At 67.7% G+C, this 21,458-nt stretch carries 20 protein-coding genes; 1 reads left to right on the top strand and 19 read right to left on the bottom strand.

The features are described from left to right. Positions 1–346 precede the first annotated feature (346 nt). The 5 genes from AWQ71_RS23725 to msrA form a co-directional block, all read right to left on the bottom strand. Positions 347–919, bottom strand: a complete 573-nt coding sequence (locus AWQ71_RS23725) for a DUF6461 domain-containing protein (protein WP_067136753.1) — start codon at positions 917–919, stop codon at positions 347–349. A 355-nt stretch (positions 920–1,274) separates the two neighbouring features. Then, positions 1,275–1,631, bottom strand: a complete 357-nt coding sequence (locus AWQ71_RS23720; protein ID WP_157570514.1) for a hypothetical protein — start codon at positions 1,629–1,631, stop codon at positions 1,275–1,277. A gap of 321 nt (positions 1,632–1,952) precedes the next feature. Continuing rightward, positions 1,953–2,396, bottom strand: coding sequence for a DUF5958 family protein (locus AWQ71_RS40470; protein WP_174550753.1), 444 nt, complete (start codon positions 2,394–2,396; stop codon positions 1,953–1,955). A gap of 144 nt (positions 2,397–2,540) precedes the next feature. Then, positions 2,541–2,909, bottom strand: coding sequence for a hypothetical protein (locus AWQ71_RS23715; RefSeq protein ID WP_084259194.1), 369 nt, complete (start codon positions 2,907–2,909; stop codon positions 2,541–2,543). Between the two features lie 716 nt (positions 2,910–3,625). After that, positions 3,626–4,288 carry a peptide-methionine (S)-S-oxide reductase MsrA gene (gene msrA, locus AWQ71_RS23710; protein WP_067136743.1) on the bottom strand — a complete coding sequence of 221 codons (663 nt, stop codon included), beginning with the start codon at positions 4,286–4,288 and terminating at the stop codon, positions 3,626–3,628. Between the two features lie 124 nt (positions 4,289–4,412). Here msrA and rarD point away from each other — a divergent pair, with 124 nt between their 5' ends. Beyond that, complete coding sequence (gene rarD / locus AWQ71_RS23705; RefSeq protein ID WP_067136736.1) at positions 4,413–5,324, top strand: EamA family transporter RarD; 912 nt, start codon at positions 4,413–4,415, stop codon at positions 5,322–5,324. An 84-nt stretch (positions 5,325–5,408) separates the two neighbouring features. Here the strand turns inward: rarD and AWQ71_RS23700 are convergent, their stop codons facing one another. Genes AWQ71_RS23700 through AWQ71_RS23635 form a run of 14 tightly spaced genes read right to left on the bottom strand, consistent with a single transcriptional unit; the run spans position 5,409 to position 21,456 of the window. Then, positions 5,409–6,404, bottom strand: coding sequence for a polyprenyl synthetase family protein (locus AWQ71_RS23700; protein ID WP_067136734.1), 996 nt, complete (start codon positions 6,402–6,404; stop codon positions 5,409–5,411). 12 nt (positions 6,405–6,416) lie between these two features. Beyond that, positions 6,417–7,967 (bottom strand): NADH-quinone oxidoreductase subunit NuoN, encoded by a 1,551-nt coding sequence (gene nuoN, locus AWQ71_RS23695; RefSeq protein ID WP_067136732.1) that lies wholly within the window; start codon positions 7,965–7,967, stop codon positions 6,417–6,419. After that, positions 7,964–9,472, bottom strand: coding sequence for an NADH-quinone oxidoreductase subunit M (locus AWQ71_RS23690; protein ID WP_067136730.1), 1,509 nt, complete (start codon positions 9,470–9,472; stop codon positions 7,964–7,966). Before AWQ71_RS23690 ends, nuoN begins: the two co-directional genes overlap by 4 nt. After that, entirely contained in the window at positions 9,472–11,373 is a 1,902-nt protein-coding gene (nuoL, locus tag AWQ71_RS23685; RefSeq protein ID WP_439650375.1) for an NADH-quinone oxidoreductase subunit L, read from the bottom strand. Before nuoL ends, AWQ71_RS23690 begins: the two co-directional genes overlap by 1 nt. 9 nt (positions 11,374–11,382) lie before the next feature. Next, a complete protein-coding gene (gene nuoK / locus AWQ71_RS23680; protein WP_067136728.1) occupies positions 11,383–11,679 on the bottom strand; it encodes an NADH-quinone oxidoreductase subunit NuoK in 297 nt (98 codons plus the stop codon). After that, positions 11,676–12,599, bottom strand: coding sequence for an NADH-quinone oxidoreductase subunit J (locus AWQ71_RS23675; protein WP_084259193.1), 924 nt, complete (start codon positions 12,597–12,599; stop codon positions 11,676–11,678). The genes nuoK and AWQ71_RS23675 overlap by 4 nt, the downstream gene beginning before the upstream one ends. Further along, positions 12,592–13,107 carry an NADH-quinone oxidoreductase subunit NuoI gene (nuoI, locus tag AWQ71_RS23670; RefSeq protein WP_084259192.1) on the bottom strand — a complete coding sequence of 172 codons (516 nt, stop codon included), beginning with the start codon at positions 13,105–13,107 and terminating at the stop codon, positions 12,592–12,594. The genes AWQ71_RS23675 and nuoI overlap by 8 nt, the downstream gene beginning before the upstream one ends. Beyond that, complete coding sequence (nuoH, locus tag AWQ71_RS23665; RefSeq protein WP_067136726.1) at positions 13,094–14,455, bottom strand: NADH-quinone oxidoreductase subunit NuoH; 1,362 nt, start codon at positions 14,453–14,455, stop codon at positions 13,094–13,096. The genes nuoI and nuoH overlap by 14 nt, the downstream gene beginning before the upstream one ends. Further along, positions 14,452–16,899, bottom strand: a complete 2,448-nt coding sequence (locus tag AWQ71_RS23660) for an NADH-quinone oxidoreductase subunit G (RefSeq protein WP_084259191.1) — start codon at positions 16,897–16,899, stop codon at positions 14,452–14,454. The genes nuoH and AWQ71_RS23660 overlap by 4 nt, the downstream gene beginning before the upstream one ends. Beyond that, positions 16,896–18,182 (bottom strand): NADH-quinone oxidoreductase subunit NuoF, encoded by a 1,287-nt coding sequence (nuoF, locus tag AWQ71_RS23655; RefSeq protein WP_067136724.1) that lies wholly within the window; start codon positions 18,180–18,182, stop codon positions 16,896–16,898. Before nuoF ends, AWQ71_RS23660 begins: the two co-directional genes overlap by 4 nt. Further along, entirely contained in the window at positions 18,179–18,850 is a 672-nt protein-coding gene (gene nuoE / locus AWQ71_RS23650) for an NADH-quinone oxidoreductase subunit NuoE (protein WP_067136722.1), read from the bottom strand. Before nuoE ends, nuoF begins: the two co-directional genes overlap by 4 nt. Beyond that, entirely contained in the window at positions 18,847–20,163 is a 1,317-nt protein-coding gene (locus AWQ71_RS23645; protein ID WP_067136721.1) for an NADH-quinone oxidoreductase subunit D, read from the bottom strand. The genes nuoE and AWQ71_RS23645 overlap by 4 nt, the downstream gene beginning before the upstream one ends. Beyond that, on the bottom strand, positions 20,160–20,849 hold the full coding sequence (locus tag AWQ71_RS23640) for an NADH-quinone oxidoreductase subunit C (RefSeq protein ID WP_067136719.1): 690 nt from the start codon (positions 20,847–20,849) through the stop codon (positions 20,160–20,162). Before AWQ71_RS23640 ends, AWQ71_RS23645 begins: the two co-directional genes overlap by 4 nt. A gap of 55 nt (positions 20,850–20,904) precedes the next feature. Then, positions 20,905–21,456, bottom strand: coding sequence for a NuoB/complex I 20 kDa subunit family protein (locus AWQ71_RS23635; RefSeq protein ID WP_067136717.1), 552 nt, complete (start codon positions 21,454–21,456; stop codon positions 20,905–20,907). Positions 21,457–21,458 lie beyond the last annotated feature (2 nt).

The following is a 21,458-nucleotide window of genomic DNA, read 5'->3' as shown; positions in this document are numbered from 1 at the left end:
TCTCCAATCCTCCGAAAGCGACCACGGACAGTGAGGCAGCGGAGCCGGGAGGCCAGGAATCATCCCGTGGCGGATATCCCGTACGACCTTCCGCTTTTCAGGTATAGCAATCGCCCCGGCTGTCATCGACGACCTGGGGTTAGAGAATGCCTGAACGTGCCCAGCGTGTGTCCCTGTTGGCCGACGTTGCCGTCACCATGGCCGTCAGTGTCAACGGTGTTGAGCGCCCGCTTGCAAACGGGCACCAGTCACCAGATCGGCAACTTCTCGGCCTGTTCCGGCGTATGGTGGCGCCCGTCACTATGAGGCATTGCGCAGCTTGGTGGCTGCTGTACAGCAGCCACGTTCATTTCACGAGGGCGCCCGGCAGTGGCCCATCGAAGATCTCCCAGGTGAGGACGACACCAGTCAGTAGGGCGGTCAGCACGAATAACGACCCCTCGTCGTCCGGGAGATCGAAGTCTTCGTCGGAAACAGTGTCCGGATCGAACCCTGCCGCACGCATCTCCTCGACAAATCGATCGGGTTCGTCCCCTTCTCGTAAGCACGCGGCGACAGGGTCGAACGAGGTCATCAACTGCCCGTCGACCACGTGCTCGAATCCACTCCACCCGTTGACGTTCTCGAAGATCATAATTGTCTCAGTCTGCGCGGATAGAGCATCCGTGACCTTCGGGTCGACCAGCCTGCAATCGGCTACCTCGATGATTACGGTCCAATCGCCTAACCGCCAGGCCCGTACCACCTCGGGCAACGGGCATTCTTCTTTTGTGAAGAGACGTATATCAACCTGCTGCGCACCCAGCCGGCGCAACGCCTCGGCCTCGTCGACGCCTCGGACAAAGGTCAGGCTCCACGCATGTCCGAGGACGGTGATGTCCCTCAGCCAATCAAAGTCGGCCCGACTCAGCTCGACCATGGTCCCTTCCTCCTGCCCGTTGACCGTGGCGCTGGATAAGTTAGTCGAACCACCTCCAGGAAGGTGAGAGCCCAGCTAGATGTACTAGTACATCGAGATCTGATCCGTCGTAGCGGCTGACCTGCGGTGGCTGCCCAGGTCATCCGCTGAGCTGGGCTTTCAGTGTTCGCCGCTTCTCATCGTTGTGCGCTGCTTTTCACGCTCATGTGCCCTGGATGTGCCCCGACGCCTCGCTTGTAGGGCAACGGCAACAGGTGTTCGAACTGGCCTTACATGGCCTCTACCTGCGGAGGCAGTCCACTGCCGTCCGCCAGCGTCCAGTGTCGTTCGTCGGCGTTGTCACGCAGTTGGTCACTCACCCGATCTGTTCCGAGACTCCATACACCACCACGAACGCTAGGAGCAGAAGACCGCTGATGGCCATGACCATGGCGCGATAAAGTGCACGGGGATTAGGTGGCACTACCCAGCTTGTGGACCCACCCGCTGAAGCAGCGAAGATCACGCCCGAGGCGATGCCACCTGCACCGACCACTCCCACGACCGGAAACACCAGAAAGATCAAGCCGCCGAGAATAAGAACGCCAGCCACCGTGTAGAGCACAAGCCTGCGAACCACGCTTTTCTCCATAGCCGCCTGCTTGGCCATCTGCTTGGCCGCTCGGGCGCGTCGCCGTTTTGCTCGCCTGCTTGAGTGCTGCGCGTCGCTCATTTGCCGCCCCAGCTCTTCAATCTAGTCAATCATGGAACGTCTACTGTTTCGCTCTGGTTCCAGGCTGCTCGGGCGCGAGCATGTTCTCTGCCCCTTCTGTCCCGCTTGCCATCGATCCACTGCGAAGCGGTAGCGCGCCGACCCGGGTGCTCGGCACCTGGCACACCCCCGTGACTTTCTGCTTGCAAACGGGAGCCAGTCACGACGTAGAGGGCTCGTCGCCCTGCGGAAGAGGCAGTTGCGGGCCGGTGGTGTGTGGTCGTGTGAGGCGGCGTTGCTGTAGCGGTTGCTGTACGCAGCACCAGGCCGACCAGGTGTATCTCATTTAGGGGTCCACACCCCTTTATGATTGGGCAGTGGCCGTTCCGTTTCGCGCCGGGTCCTCAGTTGGTGCCATGCGTGGCTGCATCCGCTGGCGCAGTAGCGCTCACGTCGGCGCCCGTCCGCGACAGTCAGAAGCGCGATCAGAAGACGGAATGCCTTGGCGCGCTCGTCCTGTGGCAGATTGATAATCTTCGCCAGTTGCTCAGCCAGTCGCCCCCGCGTTATCAGTACCGCCGGAGTGTGGGTGAGCCGTATCCCCGCCAAGAGGGCACTCTCCGGCCCATCCTCGACGACGGCACCAGCCTGAATGCAGTAGTTGGCAAGATCGCGTAGCACGACCAACTGGTCCTCAGCTGTTAGCCCCTCGAACCAGACGACACCCCACGACACCGGACGAAGGTCCTGCGCCAATTCATTCAGAATGACCGCATGCTCGTGCACATCACCCTGACTATCATGACCGACGCTTGAACTGCCCGAATACGGTGCTGGCCTGCGTTGAGCGTCCACCATCTTCCGCCACTGTCCAGTGTCGTCCGTTGGCGTTGTCACGCAGTTCTGTCACGCAAAGAGCGCGCCGGCTGGTCACTCTGTCTGCTGCGACCGCCCGCGGTGAAGGTACAACTGATCGTGGCCGAAGACGTCGTATAGCCAGTGATCGAAGTACCTGCCTACAGCATCGCTGTCGCGAGGGTTCAATGCCAGCCATTCACGGGCAGCCCGAACCATCTCGGCTTGGGCAAGCTCTTCCTCCGCTGGCTTGAGTTCCACCCAGTCCGTAAGATCACCCCACAGGGTGTACATGCTGCCCGCCCAGTCTCCGATGGTGAAGACCTCGATCGTCTCGCCCATGAGTTCCAAACCGACGTCGTAAGGATCGTTCGCGCGAAGAAGTTGTTCCGCTAGGTCGCGGGTGCGCTCCAGATAGGCCGACCAGACCGCGTCGTCTTGCACGCTTCTCCGTCTCATCGCTCCTGCGAGTGCGATGTGCGCTCCCGCACGCTCGCGCCTTGTCCTGATCTCTCGTCTGCCATCGTCCCACCGCGTAGCGGCAGCAGGCCGGCGACGGAGGGGCAGGCCCGGCCTCGCGTGTACATGTTCCCGGTGACCTTCCTCGCGAGCTGGTTGCCCGACCTGCACGGCTGGGCTTGACCTGGAGGAGTCGGTCTGCTGGGCTCTGCCTGGGTCGATGGTGGGCGAGCGATCAGGGCTTCCAGTCCCGCCATCTACGGCCAGCACGTTCCGCGGGCCACCTCTCGGAGTCTGAGCGCCCCGGGGTTTGGGGCAGCACCCCAAGGTCTTCGCTGCTCCTCTGGAAAAAGACTTTCATCTGCATAAACCATGCCGTCAGTTCGCCGACCGTCGTTCCCGTGCTTGCCGGCGGGCAGCGCGACCGCGAGGCGGGACCGGCCGAAGAGCCGCACGCCCGCCGTGGCGAGGCGCGCGGCCCAGCCGGCTCATGCTCGTGTGCGTACGCTTCCCGCGTCACGCTTCCTGGTGCTCTTCCCCTGGCTGCCCTCGGGCGGGTTGCCCCCTGCTCGGTGCTCACCGGTTCCCGCCGAAGGCGGCTTGACCTTGTAATGAAACTCCTCGCCGAAAACGGCTCTGGCCCCTGATCGTCATCGGGCAAGCCGGGCGACCAAGGGCCAGGATCGATCAATTACCGCAGGTCAGGCCTCGCCAGACGTGAGGCCGATCGGGCAAGCGACGCCGGTGCCTCCGATGCCGCAGTAGCCGTTTTTATTGCGCCAAAGGTACTGCTGGTGGTAGTCCTCGGCGAAGTAGAACGGGCCGGCGGGGGCGATCTCGGTGGCGATGTGGCCGTAGCCGGCCTCGTTCAACACCCGCTGGTACGCGTCACGAGAGGTGAGGGCGGCCTTCTCCTGCTCGGCGCCGTGCGTGTAGATGGCCGAGCGGTACTGCGTGCCGACGTCGTTGCCCTGGCGCATGCCCTGGGTCGGGTCGTGGGCCTCCCAGAAGACCTTCAGCAGTTCCTCGTACGACACCCGCTTGGGGTCGAACACCACCCGGACGAGCTCGGTGTGGCCGGTCAGCCCGGTGCACACTTCCTCGTATGTCGGGTTCGGCGTGTATCCGCCCGCATAGCCGACGGCGGTGGAGACGACGCCGGGCGTCTGCCAGAACTTGCGTTCGGCGCCCCAGAAGCACCCCAGCCCGAAGTCGGCGATTTCCAGCCCCTGTCCGTATGGCGGAGCCAGCGGCGCGTCGAGCACCAGGTGCCGGGATGCCACCGGCATCGACTCGGATCGGCCGGGCAGCGCCTCCGCGGGAGCCACCATCGATGTCTTGTTGTGCCCGAACAGCCAGCCCATGTCCCACCTCCATCGCCCCAAACCGAGGCGTCATGCCGTTTGTTCCCTCTCATAAGCATCGCTAAATATGAAGACAACCATTGCTTATTTGTATTAAATCCCGTAAGGAGTCACACTGGGTGTCATGCCTGAATCACGCCGAGGAGTCCTGTACGGCATAGCCGCGTACATGATGTGGGGCCTTTTCCCCCTGTACTGGCCGCTCCTGAAGCCCGCCGGAGCCGTCGAGATCCTCGCGCATCGCATGGTCTGGTCTCTCGTCGCGGTCCTGGCCATCCTGGGCGTCCGCCGCCACTGGTCGTGGATCCGCTCGATCACCCGCCGCCAGTTCCTCCTGCTCACCCTCGCCGCCGTCGTCATCTCCACCAACTGGGGCATGTACATCTACGCGGTCAACACCGGCCACGTCGTGGAGAGCGCGCTCGGCTACTTCATCAACCCGCTGGTCAGCGTTCTGCTCGGCGTCGTCGTCTTCCGCGAGCGGCTGCGTCCCTGGCAGTGGGCGGCGGTCGGCCTCGGCGCCCTCGCGGTGCTCGTTCTGGCGTTCGACTACGGCCGGTTGCCCTGGATCGCGCTGGTCCTGGCCGCGTCCTTCGGCACGTACGGGCTGGTCAAGAAGGCCGCGCAGGTGGACGCGACAGAGAGCCTCACCATCGAGACGCTGGTGCTCCTGGTGCCCGCGCTCGGCTACCTCGTCGTCCTGCAGACGAACGGCAACGGCACGTTCGTCGACCACGGGACCGCCCACATCGCGCTGCTCGTGGGCGCCGGGCTGATCACCGCGATCCCCCTGCTGTGCTTCTCCGCCGCCGCGATCCGGGTGCCGCTGACCGTCGTCGGCCTGCTCCAGTACATCGCCCCGGTGCTGCAGTTCATGTGCGGCGTCCTCATCGCGCACGAGACGATGCCGGGCAGCAGGTGGGTCGGTTTCGCCATCGTCTGGCTCGCGCTCTGCGTCTTCACCTGGGACGGCCTGCGCACCGCCCACGCGGCCCGGCGCGAGGCCCGCACGGCACCCACGCTCGAAACGGTCTGACCCTCTGGGCCCCTTGGGGGAAGAAAGCCACTCCAGGGGCCCTGAGCGGCTCGCTCGGCCCCGGCGGTCGCCGGGGCCGGCTACTTAGCCGGAACGCTCGACCACGTAGTCGCAGAGGCCGATCAGCGCCTCGCGGGCGGGGATCTCGGGCAGGCCGGCGAGCGCCTTCTTGGCCTTGTCCGCCCACCGCAGCAGCTCGTCGCGGGCCTCGGCCATCGCCCGGTTGGCCCGCAGCAGCTCCAGTGCCTCGTCGACGTCCTTCTCGGCGACCGGCCCGGAGAGCAGGGCCCGCAGCCGCGCGTCCTCCGGCCGGTCGGACGCCAGCGCGTACAGCACGGGCAGGGTCTGGACGCCCTCGCGGAGGTCGGTGCCCGGGGTCTTGCCCGAGTCGACCGTCGGGGCCGCCACGTCGATGAGGTCGTCGCCGAGCTGCCAGGCCACGCCGATCGCCTCGCACGCGTCGGTCAGCCGGGTGGTCACCTCGGCGGGCGCGCCCGCCAGCAGGGCGCCGAAGCGGCCCGAGGTGGCGATGAGGGAGCCGGTCTTGTCGGCGAGCACCTGGATGTAGTGCGTGATCGGGTCGACGCCCTCGGCCGGCCCGATCGTCTCGCGGATCTGCCCCCGGACCAGGCGGGAGAACGTCTGCGCCTGGATGCGGATGAGCTCGGGCCCGAGATCGGCGAGGATCTCGGACGCCTGGGCGAACAGGTAGTCGCCCGTCAGGATGGCCACCGTGTTGTCCCAGCGGGCGTTCGCCGAGGGCGAGCCGCGCCGCACGGGCGCCTCGTCCATGACGTCGTCGTGGTACAGCGTGGCCAGGTGGGTCAGCTCGATCACGACGGCCCCGGGCACCACGCCCGGGGCGTCGGGGTTGCCGAACTGGGCGGCGAGCAGGACGAGCATCGCCCGGAAACGCTTGCCACCGGCCTCGATGAGGTGCCGGGACGCCTCCGTGACGAAGGAGTCCTCACTTTCCACCGAGGCGCGGAGCTGCTTCTCCACGGCCGCGAGCCCGTTCGCCAGATCCGCGGCCAGCCGCTCATCGACGAGAGGCAGGTCTACAACGGGCGGCGCGGCCATAGAGGGAAGCTCCTATCGGACGAACAACGACTGGGCAGCCGTGTGCGCCAAGTCGAGCACGGGCTGCGGGAAGACCCCGAGGACTACGGTAGCCAATACCGCCACGGCTCCGACCGCCCAGGTACCTCCAGGAATCACCACAGAGGGTCCGTCGGCCGCCGGATCGCTGAAGAACATCAGCACGATGACCCGGACGTAGAAGAACGCGGCGATCGCCGAGGACACCACGCCGACCACCACGAGCGGGGTCGCGCCGGCCGCCACGGCGGCCTGGAAGACCGCGTACTTACCGAAGAAACCGCTGGTCAGCGGGATTCCGGCGAAGGCGAGCAGGAAGAGGGAGAACACCACGGCGACCAGCGGGCGGCGCTTGCCGAGCCCGGCCCACCGGGACAGGTGCCACGCCTCCCCTCCCGCGTCCCGGACCGTCGTGACGACCGCGAACGCGCCCACCGTGGTGAACCCGTAGGCCACCAGGTAGAACAGCAGCGCGGACAGCGCCGAGGCGTTTTGCTGCTGGTTGTTCCCGAGCGCGACGACGCCGATGAGCAGGAAACCTCCGTGCGCGATCGACGAGTAGGCGAGCATGCGCTTGATGTCCGTCTGGGTGATCGCGAGGATCGCGCCGACGACCATCGTGAGAATCGCCACACCCCACATGATCGGGGTCCAGCTCCACTCCAGGCCGCCCAGCGCCACCCAGAACACCCGCAGCAGCGCGCCGAACGCGGCGACGAGCGTGCCCGAGGCCATCAGCGCGGTGATCGGGGTCGGCGAGCCCTGGTAGACGTCCGGCTTCCACGCCTGGAACGGCGCGGCGCCGATCTTGAAGAGCAGGCCGACGCCGAGCATCGCGACGCCGATGTAGAGCAGGGTGTCCTGCCCGCCGACCGAGCCCAGCGCGGTGTTGATCTTCGCCAGGTCGACCGAGCCCGCGTAGCCGTACAGCAGGGCCGTGCCGTACAGGAAGAACGCGGAGGAGAAGGCGCCGAGCAGGAAGTACTTGACCGCGGCCTCCTGCGAGAGCAGGCGGCGACGGCGGGCCAGCCCGCACAGCAGGTAGAGCGGCAGCGACATGACCTCAAGGGCCACGAACATGGCCAGCAGGTCGTTGGCCGCCGGGAAGAGCAGCATGCCGCCGACCGCGAAGAGCACCAGCGGGTAGACCTCGGTGTGCGTGGCGCCCTCGGTGAGCGCCCGCTCCTCCTCGGCCGAGCCCGGCACGGCCGCGGCCGAGGCGACGAAGTGACCCTCGTCATTGATGAGCAGCACGCTCACGAACGCGAGCACGAGGATCGTGCCCCAGATGAACAGCGCCGGGCCGTCGACCGCCACCGCGCCCATCGCCGAAGGCGTGGTCGGGATGCCGGTGCGCGCCTGCCAGATCGTGATCACAAAGGCGCCGGCCAGCGTCAGCAGCGTCAGCGGCTTGTGGATCGCCGAACGCAGATAGCGGGGTGCGAACGCCTCCACGAGCACGCCGATGATCGCCGCGCCGAACACGACCAGCATCGGCGCCAGCAGGGCGTATTCGATGGTCGGCGCTGGGATGGTGCCGTTCACTGGCCCTCCTGTGCAACGGACGCCTTACTGGCCTCCTGGACGTGCTGGACCTGGGAAATCGAGTCCTTGACGGCAGGATTGATGACGTCGAGCAGCGGCTTCGGGAAGAAGCCGAGCGCGATGATCACCGCGATCAGCGGGGCGAGAACCCACTTCTCGCGGCCGTTCAGATCCTTCATCTCACGGACGGAGTCCGCGGTCGGACCGTTCATGGTGCGCTGGTACATCCACAGGATGTAGATGGCGGCCAGCACCACACCGCTGGTGGCGATGATCGCGTAGACGGGCTGCGTCTCGTAGCTGCCGATCAGCACCATGAACTCGCTGACGAACGAGTTGAGGCCCGGCAGGGCCAGCCCGGACAGGCCGGCGACCAGGAACGTCCCGGCCAGGATCGGGGCCACCTTCTGCACGCCGCCGTAGTCCGAGATGTACTGCGAGCCACGGCGGTGGATCAGGAAGCCGGCGATCAGGAACAGCGCGCCGGTCGAGAACCCGTGGTTGACCATGTACAGCGTGGCCCCGGACGCCCCGTTCACGGTGATCGCGAACACGCCCAGGGTGATGAAGCCGAAGTGCGAGATCGACGTGTACGCGATGAGGCGCTTCATGTCGGTCTGCCCGATGGCGACGATCGCGCCGTAGACGATGCCGACGACCGAGAGCACCAGCACCAGCGGGGTGAAGTAGTCCGCCGCCGCCGGGAACAGCTCCAGGCAGAAGCGCAGCATGCCGTACGTGCCGACCTTGTCCAGCACGCCGACGAGCAGCACCGCGGCACCGGCGGGGGCCTGCGCCGCCGCGTCGGGCAGCCAGGTGTGGAACGGCCACAGCGGCGCCTTGATCGCGAACGCGATGAAGAAGCCGAGGAACAGCCACTTCTGGGTGCCGGCGTCCTGGATGCTCCCGACGAGGTCGGAGAACATGAACGAGCCCTTGTCGGCGATCGTGTAGAGCGCGATCACCGCGACGAGCATCAGCAACCCGCCGAAGAGCGAGTAGAGCAGGAACTTGACGGCCGCGTAGGACCGCTGCGCCCCGCCGTACGACCCGATCATGAAGTACATCGGGATCAGCATGGCTTCGAAGAAGACGTAGAAGAGGAAGACGTCGGTCGCCGCGAAGACGCCGATCATCATCGCTTCCAGCACCAGGAGCAGCGCGAAGTAGGTCCGCGCCGACCGCTTGCCACCCTCCGCCTCATGCCAGGAGGCGAGCACCACGATCGGTACGAGCACGACCGACAGCAGGATGAGGACCAGCGCGATGCCGTCCACGCCGAGGCCGAAGTGGACGCCGAACGAGGGCACCCAGTCGTACGTCTCGGTGAACTGGAACTTGTCGCCGTTGGGGCTGAACTGGACCGCCATGGCGACGGCCAGTGCCAGCACCAGCAGGGAGATCCCGAGGGTCGCCTGCTTGGCGCGCAGCTCGTTCTTCACGGCCGCGACGCCGATGGCGCCCACCACGGGCACACCTATCAGGGTTGAGAGCCAGTAGTGCATCACAGGTTCCCTACGACGAACCAGGCACCGACCAGGATGGCGGCGCCGATGAATATCGAAAGCGCGTACGAGCGGACGAAGCCCGTCTGGACTCGCCGCAGCCGGCCCGACGTGCCACCGATGCCCGCGGCGATCCCGTTGACGAGGCCGTCGATCCCGCGGTTGTCGAAGAACACCGCGAGGCGGGTCAGCCACTGGCCGGGCCGCATGAACAGCGCCTCGTTCAGCGCGTCGCCGTAAAGGTCACGCCGGGCGAACGTGGTGAGGAACGAGCCGCGCGGAGCGGTGACCGGCACCTCGGCCGCGCCGTACTTGAACCAGGCGAGGGCCGCACCGGCCGCCACGAGCGCCAGGGTGACCAGTCCGGGCACGCTGAACGGGTGGAACGAGGGCAGGTGCTCCGGCTGACCGACGGCCGGACCCAGGAACGTCATGAACCGGTTGCCCACGATCAGGAAGCCGCCGAGGAAGATCGAGCCGACGGACAGGATGATCAGCGGCCACGTCATGACGGCGGGCGACTCGTGCGGGTGGGCGTCCGCCTCCCAGCGCTTCTTGCCGAAGAACGTCATGAACACCAGGCGGGACATGTAGAAGCCGGTGATGCCGGCGCCGAGCACCGCGAGCCAGCCCAGGGTGCTGCTGTACTCCATCGCGCTCTCGATGATGCCGTCCTTGGTGAAGTAACCGGACAGCAGCGGGAACCCGATGATCGCCAGGTAGCCGACGAGGAAGGTCGCGAAAGTGATCGGCATGACCTTGCGCAGGCCGCCGTACTTGCGCATGTCGACCTCGTCGTTCATGCCGTGCATGACCGAGCCGGCGCCGAGGAACATGTCGGCCTTGAAGAAACCGTGCGTGATCAGGTGCGCGATCGCGAAGGCGTACCCGGCGGGGCCGATGCCCGCGGCCAGCATCATGTAGCCGATCTGGGACATCGTCGAGCCGGCGAGCGCCTTCTTGATGTCGTCCTTGGCGGTACCGATGATCGCACCGGCGAGCAGCGTGGCGACACCGACGATCGTGACCGCGATCGCCGCGGTCGAGCCCTCCGGGAAGAACATCGCGCCCGAGCGGGTGACCAGGTAGACGCCGGCGGTGACCATGGTCGCGGCGTGGATGAGGGCCGAGACCGGGGTCGGGCCCTCCATCGCGTCCAGGAGCCAGGACTGCAGCGGCAGCTGCGCCGACTTGCCGCACGCCCCGAGGAGGAGCAGCAGGCCGATCGCGGTGAGCGTCCCCTGGCTGGGGTCCGCTCCGGACTCCATGACTCCGGCGAACGAGACCGTGTTGAACGCCGTGAAGATGGTGAAGATGGCGATCGCCAGGCCGAAGTCGCCGACCCGGTTGACGATGAACGCCTTCTTCGCCGCGGTGGCCGCCGACGGCTTGTGCTGCCAGAACCCGATCAGCAGGTACGACGCGAGACCCACGCCCTCCCAGCCGACGTACAGGCCGATGTAGTTGTCGGCGAGCACCAGCAGCAGCATCGCCGCCACGAACAGGTTCAGGTAGGCGAAGAACCGCCGCCGGTTCGGGTCGTGCGCCATGTAGCCGATCGAGTAGATGTGGATCAGCGAGCCCACACCGGTGATCAGCAGGACGAACGAGATCGACAGCGGGTCGACCAGCAGCCCCATCTTCGTGAGACCGGGGATGAAGTCGTACAGCGGGACCGCCCGCCGACGCTCGGCCGGGTCGAATCCGAGGAGCTGGAGGAAGACCAGCACGCCCACCACGAAGGAGGCGACGGCGGTGGCGACACCCAGCAGGTGACCGAACTTGTCGGTCTTACGCCCGCCCAGCAGGAGGAAGGCGGCGCCGAGCAGTGGCAGAGCGATCAGCAGCCAGGAGACGCCGATCACTCCCCCGGAGTGCTCGATGATCTTTGCGGGTTCCACGGCCACCTCTTAGTACTTCAGCAGGTTCACGTCGTCGACGGACGCGGACCTGCGGGTTCGGAAGATCGTCACGATGATGGCCAGGCCGATGACGACCTCGGCGGCGGCCACGATCATCACGAAGAAGGCGATGACCTGGCCGTCGAGGTTGCCGTTCTGCCGGGCGAAGGTGACGAACGCCAGGTTGCAGGCGTTGAGCATGAGCTCGACGCACATGAAGACCACGATGGCGTTGCGCCGTACCAGCACCCCGACGCCGCCGATCACGAAGAGCAGCGCGGAGAGCACCAGGTAGTGCGTTGTCATTTCGCCTCCTCGCCCGTCTCCGGGCCCGTCGCGGGCGACTCGTCAGCCGGGGCGGCCGAAGCGGTCGGCCCGGCTCCGTTGGACGCGGCGCCGTTCGGCCCCGATCCGTTGACGCCGCTCGCGTGGTGGACCAGCTCCTCGTGCCGGTCGGCCGTACGCTCGGCGGCCTCGCGCTCCTCGGCCTCCAGCGCCGCGGCGATCTCGGGGGCCAGGGTGCCCTCGGCGGCCTCGCGACGGGCGAGCACGCGGTTGACCGACAGCGGCGCGACCGAGCCGTCCGGCAGCAGCGCCGGCATGTCGATGGCGTTGTGCCGGGCGTAGGTGCCGGGGCCGGGCAGCGGCGCCGGGTTGCGACCGTGCTCGCCGTACTCGACGAAGCGGGCCCGGGACAGGTCCTTCTGCGTCGGCTTCGGCGCGATGCGCTCGCGGTGCGCCAGCACCATCGCGCCGAGCGCCGCGGTGATCAGCAGCGCCGACGTGACCTCGAACGCGAAGACGTACCGCGTGAAGATCAGCTCGGCCAGCGAGGGCACGTTGCCCTTCGCGGTCACCGCCTCCAGCCCCTTCGGGGCCGACAGTACGGCGTTGCCGACGCCGAGCCCGAGCAGCGCGGCGAACGCGAGCCCGGCCACGACCGCCCAGAACCGCTGACCCCTGATCGTCTCCACCAGCGAGTCGGAGGAGTCCACGCCCACGAGCATGAGCACGAACAGGAACAGCATCATGACCGCGCCCGTGTAGACGATGATCTGCACGGCGGCCAGGAACGGAGCGTCCTGGACGGCGTACAGCACCGCCAGCGACAGCATGACGGTGCCCAGCATCAACGCCGAGTAGACCGCCTTGCGGCTGAATACGAGCCCGAGCGCGGCGGACACGGACACGACCGCCAGCACCCAGAACGTGATGGTCTCACCCATTGCTACGACCCAACCGGTAGTAGTCCTCTTCGGTCTCGCCGAGACGCATCGGGTGGGGCGGCTGCTCCATGCCCGGAGCCAGCGGCGCGAGGAGCATCTCCTTGGTGTAGATCAAGGATTCGCGGCTGGCGTCGGCGAGCTCGTACTCGTTGGTCATCGTCAGAGCCCGCGTCGGACACGCCTCGATACAGAGACCGCACAGGATGCACCGCAGATAGTTGATCTGGTAGGTGCGCCCGTACCGCTCTCCCGGGGAGAAGCGATCGGTCTCGGTGTTGTCGGCGCCCTCTACGAAGATCGCGTCCGCCGGGCAGGCCCAGGCGCACAGCTCGCAGCCGACACACTTCTCCAGGCCGTCGGGCCACCGGTTGAGCTGGTGCCGTCCGTGGAAGCGCGGCGCCGTCGGCCGCTTCTCCTCCGGATAGTTGACCGTCACCGGCTTCTTGAACATGTGGTGGAAGGTGACGCCGAATCCCTTGATCGGATTCAGCCAATCAGTTGCTCCCACTGGTCACCTCCTTGACCGCGGTGCTTGCTTGGCCTGCCGGCAGAACGCCGTGATAGTGCGGGAGGTCCAGCGGCGGTACCGGGAACCCGCCCGCCTCCGGCTCCTCGCGGAGCTGCTCGAACTCCTCCTCGATCTGGGCGGCCTTGGCCTCCCGGCGCCGCTGCAGCAGCGTGTCGAACCGGAACCAGATCGCCAGCCCGCCCACGACGATGATCGCGCCGAGGGTGAGAATGAACGCCTTGTTGCTCTCGGGCACGCGCAGCGCCTTGAGCGTGGCGTAGAGCAGGATCCAGGCCAGGTTGAGGGGGATGAGGACCTTCCACCCGAAGGCCATCAGCTGGTCGTACCGGACACGCGGCAACGAGGCGCGGACCCAGACGAAGAACGCGAACACCAGGACGAGCTTGATGAAGAACCAGAGCATCGGCCACCAGCCGGTGTTCGCCCCCTCCCATATCGAGATCGGCCAGGGGGCTCGCCAGCCGCCGAGGAACAGCGTGATCGCGACGCCGGAGACCGTGAACACGTTCACGTACTCGGCCAGCATGAACATCGCGAACTTCAGCGACGAGGAGTACTCGGTGTGGAAGCCTCCGACCAATTCGCCCTCGCCTTCAGGGAGGTCGAACGGCACGCGGTTCGTCTCGCCCAGCATCGTGATCGCGTAGATCAGGAACGAGGGCAGGAGCGAGATCGCGTACCAGGACGGCTGCGGGATCTCCAGTCCGAAGACGTCCCAGGTGCCGCCGCCGGCCTGCTTGGCCACGATCTCCGAGGTGGAGAGCGTGCCGGCGGCCAGGAAGACCGCCACGAAGGACAGGCCCATCGCGATCTCGTACGAGACCACCTGGGCGCTGGAACGCAGACCGCCCAGGATGGCGTACGGCGAGCGGGAGCCCCATCCGGCGAGCACGATGCCGTACACGCCGATCGAGGCCATCGCCAGGACCAGCAGCACCGCGACCGGCAGGTCGGTGAGCTGCAGCGGCGTCTCCACGCCGAAGATCGACACCATCGGGCCGAACGGCATGACCGAGAAGGCCAGGAACGCGGGCACGGCGATGATCACGGGTGCCAGCAGGTAGACGACCTTGTCCACCGTGCGGGGCATGATGTCTTCCTTGAGCCCCATCTTCAGACCGTCGGCCACCGACTGGAGCAGGCCGAACTTGCCCGCCCGGTTCGGGCCGTAGCGGTGCTGCATGCGGGAGATGAGCTTGCGCTCGAACCACACGCCGAACAGCACGCCCAGCATCAGGACCACGAAGATGAACACGGCCTTGATGATGGACAGCCACAACGGATCGTGGCCGAAGTCGACCAGCGTGGGACCAGTGGTCGGGTTCATCGGTCGGTCTCCACTTCCTCGTTCACGGTCTCGAGGACGACCTGGTCGCCGGAGATCGTCACGACGTCGCCGGCCACGGCGCGCAGGTCGCGGGTGACCGAGACGCCGGCGGAGTTGGCCGGCAGCCAGACGACGCGGTCGGGCAGGTCGGCGATCCGCACCGGCAGAGTCACCGAGCCGCCGACGGTGACCTTGTCGCCGTCGGCCACACCGATCTCCGCGGCGGTGGCCTCGGACACCAGCGCGACCGCCTCGCGGGCGGTGCCCGCGAGGTACGGCTCGCCGTCCTGCAGGCTGCCGTCGTCGAGCAGCCGGTGCCAGGTGGCCAGCACGGCCTCGCCGGCTTCCGGCTCCCGGGCCTGCCGCCCGCCGCTCACGTTCGGCGCGGCCGCGCGCGGCCCGCGCCACGAGCCCAGGGCGCCAAGCTCGCGCCGCGCGGCGGCGGCGTCCGGCAGCGCCAGGTGGACGTCCATCCGGTCGGCGACGGCCGAGACGACGGCGAGATCGCTGATCACGCCGGGAACGCCGGTCGCGACCTCGAAGGAGCGGCCACGGCCCTCCCAGTCGACGAACGTGCCGGACTTCTCGGCCACCACGGCGACCGGGAGCACGACGTCGGCCCGGTCGGTCACCGCGCTGGCGCGGACCTCCAGGCTGACGATGAACGGCGTGTTCTCCAGCGCGGCCAGCGCCCGGCCCGGGTCGGCAAGGTCGTACGGATCGACACCGGCGACGACCAGCGCGTCGAGCTCGCCCTCAAGGGCGGCGGTGAGGATGCCGCCGGTGTCGCGGCCCTCGGCCTCGGGCAGAGCCGAGACGTTCCACGCCCTGGCCACCTCGGCCCGGGCCGCCTCGTCGGCGACCGGGCGGCCGATCGGCAGCAGGTTCGGCAGCGCGCCCGCCTCGATCGCGCCCCGCTCACCGGCCCGGCGCGGCACCCAGGCGAGCTTCGCGCCGGTGGTCTGCGCCAGCCGCAGGACGGCGGACAGCGCGCCCTGGGCGGTGGCGAGCCGCTCACCGGCCAAGATGACCGAGCCTGCGGGGAGCAGGTCGGCGCCGGAGTTGATCAGGTCGCCGATGGCCTCGGCCTCGCCGCCGGGCACGGTCCGCAGCAGCGTCCCGCGCATCTTGGTCAGGCCCGGAGTGGCGAACGGCGCCAGGGAGTAGACCTTGAGGCCCTTCTTCCGCGCGGCCTTGCGCAGCCGCAGGAAGACGATCGGCGACTCCTCCTCGGGCTCGAACCCGGCGAGGAGCACGGCCGGGGCCTGCTCCAGGTCGGCGTAGGAGACCTCGATGCCCTTGCCCGCGACGGCGTGGGCGAGGAAGCGGGCCTCCTCGTCCGACAGCGGGCGGGAGCGGAAGTCGATGTCGTTGGTGCCGAGCGCGACCCGGGCGAACTTGCCGTACGCGTAGGCGTCCTCGACGGTGACGCGGCCACCGACGAGCACACCCGCCTTGCCGCGCGCCGCCGCGAGACCCTTGGCCGCGACTTCGAGCGCCTCCGGCCACGACGCGGGCACGAGCTTGCCGTCCTCGTCACGGACCAGCGGCGTCTTGAGCCGGTCGGGCTGGGTCGCGTACTGGAACGCCCAGCGGCCCTTGTCGCAGTTCCACTCCTCGTTGACCTGCGGGTCGTCCCCGGCCAGGCGGCGGGTGACCCGGCCGCGGCGGTGGTCCGTACGCAGAGAGCAGCCGGAGGCGCAGTGCTCACAGGCGCTCGGCGTGGACACCAGGTCGAACGGGCGGGAGCGGAACCGGTACGCGGCGCCGGTCAGCGCGCCCACCGGGCAGATCTGGATGGTGTTGCCCGAGAAGTAGGACTCGAACGGCTCGCCGTCGGCGACGCCCACCTGCTCCTTGGCCCCGCGCTCGAAGAAGTCGATGAGCGGGTCACCGGCGATCTGGTCGGAGAAGCGGATGCACCGCGCGCACTGGATGCAGCGCTCGCGGTCGAGCAGCACCTCGGTGGACAGCGCGATCGGCTTCTCGAAGGTCCGCTTCTGCTCCACGAACCGGCTCTCGCCCTGGCCGTTCGACATGGCCTGGTTCTGCAGAGGGCACTCGCCGCCCTTGTCGCAGACCGGGCAGTCGAGCGGGTGGTTCAGGAGCAGCATCTCCATCACACCGCGCTGGGCCTTCTCGGCCACCGGCGAGGTGAGCTGCGTCTGAATCACCATGCCCTCGGCCACTTCGATGGCGCAGGACGGCTGCGGCTTGGGGAAGCCGCGGCCGTTTCCGGCGTCGGGGATGTCCACCAGGCACTGGCGGCAGTTCGCCGCGGGATCGAGCAGCGGGTGGTCGCAGAACCGGGGGATCTGGATCCCGAGCAGCTCAGCGGCCCGGATGATCAGGGTGCCCTTCGGCACGCTGATCTGGAAGCCGTCGATGGTCAAGGTCACCATGGTCACGACGGGCTGTTCCGGCTGCGTTGTCTGAACCGTCACTTGGACCCCCACACCGTGGAAGCAGCGGGATCGAACGGGCAGCCGCCGATCTCGAAGTGCTTGAGATATTCGTCGCGGAAGAGCTTCACCGACGAGTGGATGCAACTCGTGGCGCCGTCGCCCAGGGCGCAGAACGAGCGGCCCAGGATGTTGTCGGCGATGTCGGTGATCGTGGTGAGGTCCTCCTCGGACCCCTGGCCCTTCTCCAGCCGCTTGAGCACCTGCTTGAGCCAGAAGGTGCCCTCACGGCAGGGGGTGCACTTGCCGCAGGACTCGTGCGCGTAGAACTCCGTCCACCGGAGCACGGCGCGGACCACACAGGTGGTCTCGTCGAAGATCTGCAGCGCGCGGGTGCCGAGCATCGAGCCCTTGGCGCCGACCGACTCGAAGTCGAGCGGCACGTCCAGGTGCTCGGCGGTGAAGATCGGCGTCGAGGAGCCGCCCGGCGTCCAGAACTTCAGCTCGTGGCCGGCCCGGATGCCGCCCGCCATGTCGAGCAGCTCGCGCAGGGTGATCCCCAGCGGAGCCTCGTACTGGCCGGGCCGGGTGACGTGGCCGCTCAGCGAGAAGATGCCGAAGCCCTTGGACTTCTCGGTGCCCATGCCGGCGAACCAGTCGGCGCCGTTGGCCACGATGCTCGGCACGCTGGCCACCGACTCGACGTTGTTGATGACCGTCGGGCAGGCGTACAGGCCGGCGACCGCGGGGAACGGCGGCTTGAGCCGCGGCTGGCCCCGGTGGCCCTCCAGCGAGTCGAGCAGCGCGGTCTCCTCGCCGCAGATGTACGCCCCGGCGCCGCTGTGGACGACCAGTTCGAGGTCGTACCCGGAGCCGAAGATGTCCTTGCCGAGGTAGCCCTTCTCGTACGCCTCGCGGACCGCGGCCTGGACCCGGCGGATGACGTGGAGCACCTCGCCGCGGACGTAGATGAAGGCCTGGTTGGCCCGGATCGCGTACGAGGTGATGATGACGCCCTCGACCAGCGAGTGCGGGTTCGCCATCATCAGCGGGATGTCCTTGCAGGTCCCCGGCTCGGACTCGTCGGCGTTCACCACGAGGTAGTGCGCCTTGCCGTCGCCCTGCGGGATGAATCCCCACTTCATGCCGGTGGGGAAGCCGGCGCCGCCGCGCCCGCGCAGACCGGAGTCCTTGACCATCTGGATGATGGAGTCCGGCTCCTGGCTCAGGGCCTTCCGCGCCGCGGCGTAGTCGCCGTACCCCTCCAGGGTGAAGGAGTCCGGCTGGTCCCAGTTCCGGGTGAGGACAGGGGTAAGGGTCGTCATCGGTCGCTCACCGCTCCTCCGGGCGCCTCCCAGCCGTTGGCCTTGGCGACCTTCAAACCTTCCAGGGACGGTCCGGCGGCCGAGGGGCCCTCACCGGCCAGCCCGTCCGGCAGTCCGGCGAGGACCCGCGCGGACTCCTTGAACGTGCACAGCTTCTTGGGGCCGCGGGTCGGCGTGATCTCCTTGCCGGCGCGCAGGTCGTCCACGAGCTGCTTGGCCGACTCCGGAGTCTGGTTGTCGAAGAACTCCCAGTTGACCATCATCACCGGGGCGAAGTCGCAGGCGGCGTTGCACTCCAGCCGCTCCAGCGTGACCTTGCCGTCCGGCGTGGTCTCGTCGTGGCCGACGCCGACGTGCTCGGAGAGCTCCTCCCAGATCTGGTCGCCGCCCATGACCGCGCACAGCGTGTTGATGCAGACGCCCACGTTGTAGTCGCCCGCGGGCTTGCGCTTGTACATGGTGTAGAAGGTCGCGACGCCCACGACTTCGGCCTTGCTCAGGCCGAGCATCTCGGCGCAGAACTCGTAACCGTCGTCGGAGACGTGGCCGTCCTCCGACTGCACCAGGTGCAGCAGCGGCAGCAGGGCCGACCTGGCCTTGGGGTAGCGGCCGATGATTTCCTTGGCGTCCGTCTCCAGACGCTCGCGGACCTCAGGTGAGTAGGTCACCGGTCCACACCTCCCATGACCGGGTCGATCGAGGCGACAGCCGAGATGACGTCGGCGATCATGCCACCTTCGCAGGTCGCCGGCACGGCCTGCAGGTTCGTGAAGGACGGGTCGCGGAAGTGGACACGGAAGGGCCGCGTCCCGCCGTCGCTGACCACGTGCGCGCCCAGCTCGCCGCGCGGCGACTCCACCGCCGAGTACACCTGGCCGGCCGGAACCCGGAAGCCCTCGGTCACCAGCTTGAAGTGGTGGATCAGGGCTTCCATCGAGCTGCCCATGATGTGCGCGATGTGGTCGGGCGAGTTGCCGAGACCGTCAGGGCCGAGCGCGAGCTGCGACGGCCAGCCGATCTTCTTGTCGTCGATCATCACCGAGCCGCCCTTGAGCGGGCCGGTCAGGCGGTCGAGCGCCTGCTCGACGATCTTCAGCGACTCCTCCATCTCGGCCATGCGGACGAGGTAGCGGCCGTACACGTCGCAGGTCTTCTCGGTCGGGACGTCGAACTCGTACGTCTCATAACCGCAGTAGGGCTGCGACTTGCGCAGGTCCCAGGGGAGGCCCGCCGCGCGGAGCATCGGCCCGGTGATGCCGAGGGCCATGCAGCCGGTCAGGTCGAGGTAGGCGACGTCCTTGGTCCTGCGGGTGTAGACCGGGTTCTCGTCGAGCAGCTTGCGCATGTCCTTGATGCGCTTCGGCATGATCTTGAGGAACTCGCCGATCTTGTCGACGGCCCCCGCCGGCAGGTCGACGCTCACGCCGCCCGGCCGTACGTACGCCATGTTCATGCGCAGGCCGGTGATGTACTCGAACAGGTCGAGGATCATCTCGCGCTCGCGGAAGCCGAAGATCATCGGCGTGGTGGCGCCCAGCTCCAGGCCGTAGGTGGCGAGCGCCACCAGGTGCGAGGAGATCCGGTTGAGCTCCATCATCATCACGCGGATCGCCTGGGCCCGCTCGGGGATCCGATCGGTGATGCCGAGGAGCTTCTCGACGCCCATGCAGTACGCCGTCTCATTGAAGATCGGCGCGAGGTAGTCCATGCGGGTGACGAACGTGACCCCCTGGGTCCACGTCCGGAACTCCATGTTCTTCTCGATGCCGGTGTGGAGGTACCCGATCACCGTCCGGGCCTCGGTCACCGTCTCGCCGTCGAGCGTCAGGACCAGCCGGAGCACGCCGTGCGTGGACGGGTGCTGCGGGCCCATGTTGATGACCAGGCGCTCTTCGGCGGTCTCGGTGACCGTCTCGACCAGCTCGTCCCAGTCCTGACCGGCGACGTCGTAGACCTTGCCCTCGGTCGTCGTTGTACTCATGCGTACGACCTCCTCTGGTCCGGCGCGGGGGTCTCGGCGCCGCGGTACTCCACCGGGATGCCGCCGAGGGGGTAGTCCTTGCGCTGGGGGTGACCCTCCCAGTCGTCGGGCATCTCGATGCGAGTCAGTGCCGGGTGCCCGTCGAAGATGATCCCGAAAAAGTCGTACGTCTCCCGCTCGTGCCAGTCGTGCGTCGGGTAGACAGAAACGGTGGACGGGATGTGCCGATCGGAGTCGGGGCAGGAGACCTCGACGCGGACCCGCCGGTTGTGCGTGATCGAGCACAGGTGGTAGACGGCGCGCAGCTCGGCGCCCGTCTCGTCCGGGTAGTGGACGCCGGAGACGCCGAGCGAAAGCTCGAACCGCAGCGCCGGGTCGTCGCGCAGGTGGCGCATCGCCTCGACGAGACGCTCACGCGCGATGTGGAAGGTGATCTCGTCGCGATCCACGACCACGCGCTCGATCGCGTCGCCGGCGACGGGCTCCAGCGCGTCGGCCACCTCGTCGAAGTAGGACCCGTACGGCCGCTCGCTGGCCAGCTGGGGCGCGTGCCGGACGACCAGGCGGCCGTAACCGGAGGTGTCGCCGGTGCCCTTGGCGCCGAACATGCCCGTGCGGGCGACGCGCTCGGCGGCCTGTTCCGTCGCCTCGCCCTGCGGCACGCCGGGGAGGTTGTCGCTGCTCATCTGGTGGCTCCGCTCCACGAATTCCGCACGAAGCGTTCGTTCCTCGCGTTCGCGCTCATCTGTCCGCTCCCTGGTCGATCAACGGCAGCGTCCGCAGTGCCTGAAGCTCGAGCTCGTCGATCTGCTTGGCGCGGTGGGCGCCGAACTTCATGTTCTGGATCTTGTCGTGCAGCTTCACGATGGCGTCGATCAGCATCTCGGGCCGGGGCGGGCAGCCCGGCAGGTAGATGTCGACCGGCACGACGTGGTCCACGCCCTGCACGATGGCGTAGTTGTTGAACATGCCGCCACTGGACGCGCAGACACCCATCGCGATGACCCACTTGGGCTCGGCCATCTGGTCGTAGATCTGACGCAGCACGGGCGCCATCTTCTGCGACAGGCGGCCTGCCACGATCATCAGGTCGGCCTGACGCGGCGAGGCGGAGGCCCGCTCCATGCCGAACCGCGCGAGGTCGTGCTTGGCGGCGCCGGTCGCCATCAGCTCGATCGCGCAGCACGCGAGACCGAACGTCGCGGGCCAGACCGAACTCTTCCGCGCCCAGCCGGCCACCTGCTCGACCGTCGTCAGGATGAAGCCGCTCGGCAGTTTCTCTTCAAGACCCATGG

Origin of the sequence: Microtetraspora malaysiensis (genome assembly GCF_001528665.1) — a bacterium.
GTDB lineage: Bacteria > Actinomycetota > Actinomycetes > Streptosporangiales > Streptosporangiaceae > Microtetraspora_A > Microtetraspora_A malaysiensis.
This window is presented reverse-complemented; position numbering and strand designations above follow the sequence as displayed.

Bases quoted from the DNA above. Each gene is read 5' to 3' on its own strand.
- AWQ71_RS23725 (WP_067136753.1), bottom strand. From the start codon at position 919: ATGGTCGAGCTGAGTCGGGCCGACTTTGATTGGCTGAGGGACATCACC.
- AWQ71_RS23720 (WP_157570514.1), bottom strand. From the start codon at position 1,631: ATGAGCGACGCGCAGCACTCAAGCAGGCGAGCAAAACGGCGACGCGCC.
- msrA (WP_067136743.1), bottom strand. From the start codon at position 4,288: ATGGGCTGGCTGTTCGGGCACAACAAGACATCGATGGTGGCTCCCGCG.
- rarD (WP_067136736.1), top strand. From the start codon at position 4,413: ATGCCTGAATCACGCCGAGGAGTCCTGTACGGCATAGCCGCGTACATG.
- AWQ71_RS23700 (WP_067136734.1), bottom strand. From the start codon at position 6,404: ATGGCCGCGCCGCCCGTTGTAGACCTGCCTCTCGTCGATGAGCGGCTG.
- AWQ71_RS23690 (WP_067136730.1), bottom strand. From the start codon at position 9,472: ATGCACTACTGGCTCTCAACCCTGATAGGTGTGCCCGTGGTGGGCGCC.
- nuoK (WP_067136728.1), bottom strand. From the start codon at position 11,679: ATGACAACGCACTACCTGGTGCTCTCCGCGCTGCTCTTCGTGATCGGC.
- AWQ71_RS23675 (WP_084259193.1), bottom strand. From the start codon at position 12,599: ATGGGTGAGACCATCACGTTCTGGGTGCTGGCGGTCGTGTCCGTGTCC.
- nuoH (WP_067136726.1), bottom strand. From the start codon at position 14,455: ATGAACCCGACCACTGGTCCCACGCTGGTCGACTTCGGCCACGATCCG.
- nuoF (WP_067136724.1), bottom strand. From the start codon at position 18,182: ATGACGACCCTTACCCCTGTCCTCACCCGGAACTGGGACCAGCCGGAC.
- AWQ71_RS23645 (WP_067136721.1), bottom strand. From the start codon at position 20,163: ATGAGTACAACGACGACCGAGGGCAAGGTCTACGACGTCGCCGGTCAG.
- AWQ71_RS23640 (WP_067136719.1), bottom strand. From the start codon at position 20,849: ATGAGCAGCGACAACCTCCCCGGCGTGCCGCAGGGCGAGGCGACGGAA.
- AWQ71_RS23635 (WP_067136717.1), bottom strand. From the start codon at position 21,456: ATGGGTCTTGAAGAGAAACTGCCGAGCGGCTTCATCCTGACGACGGTC.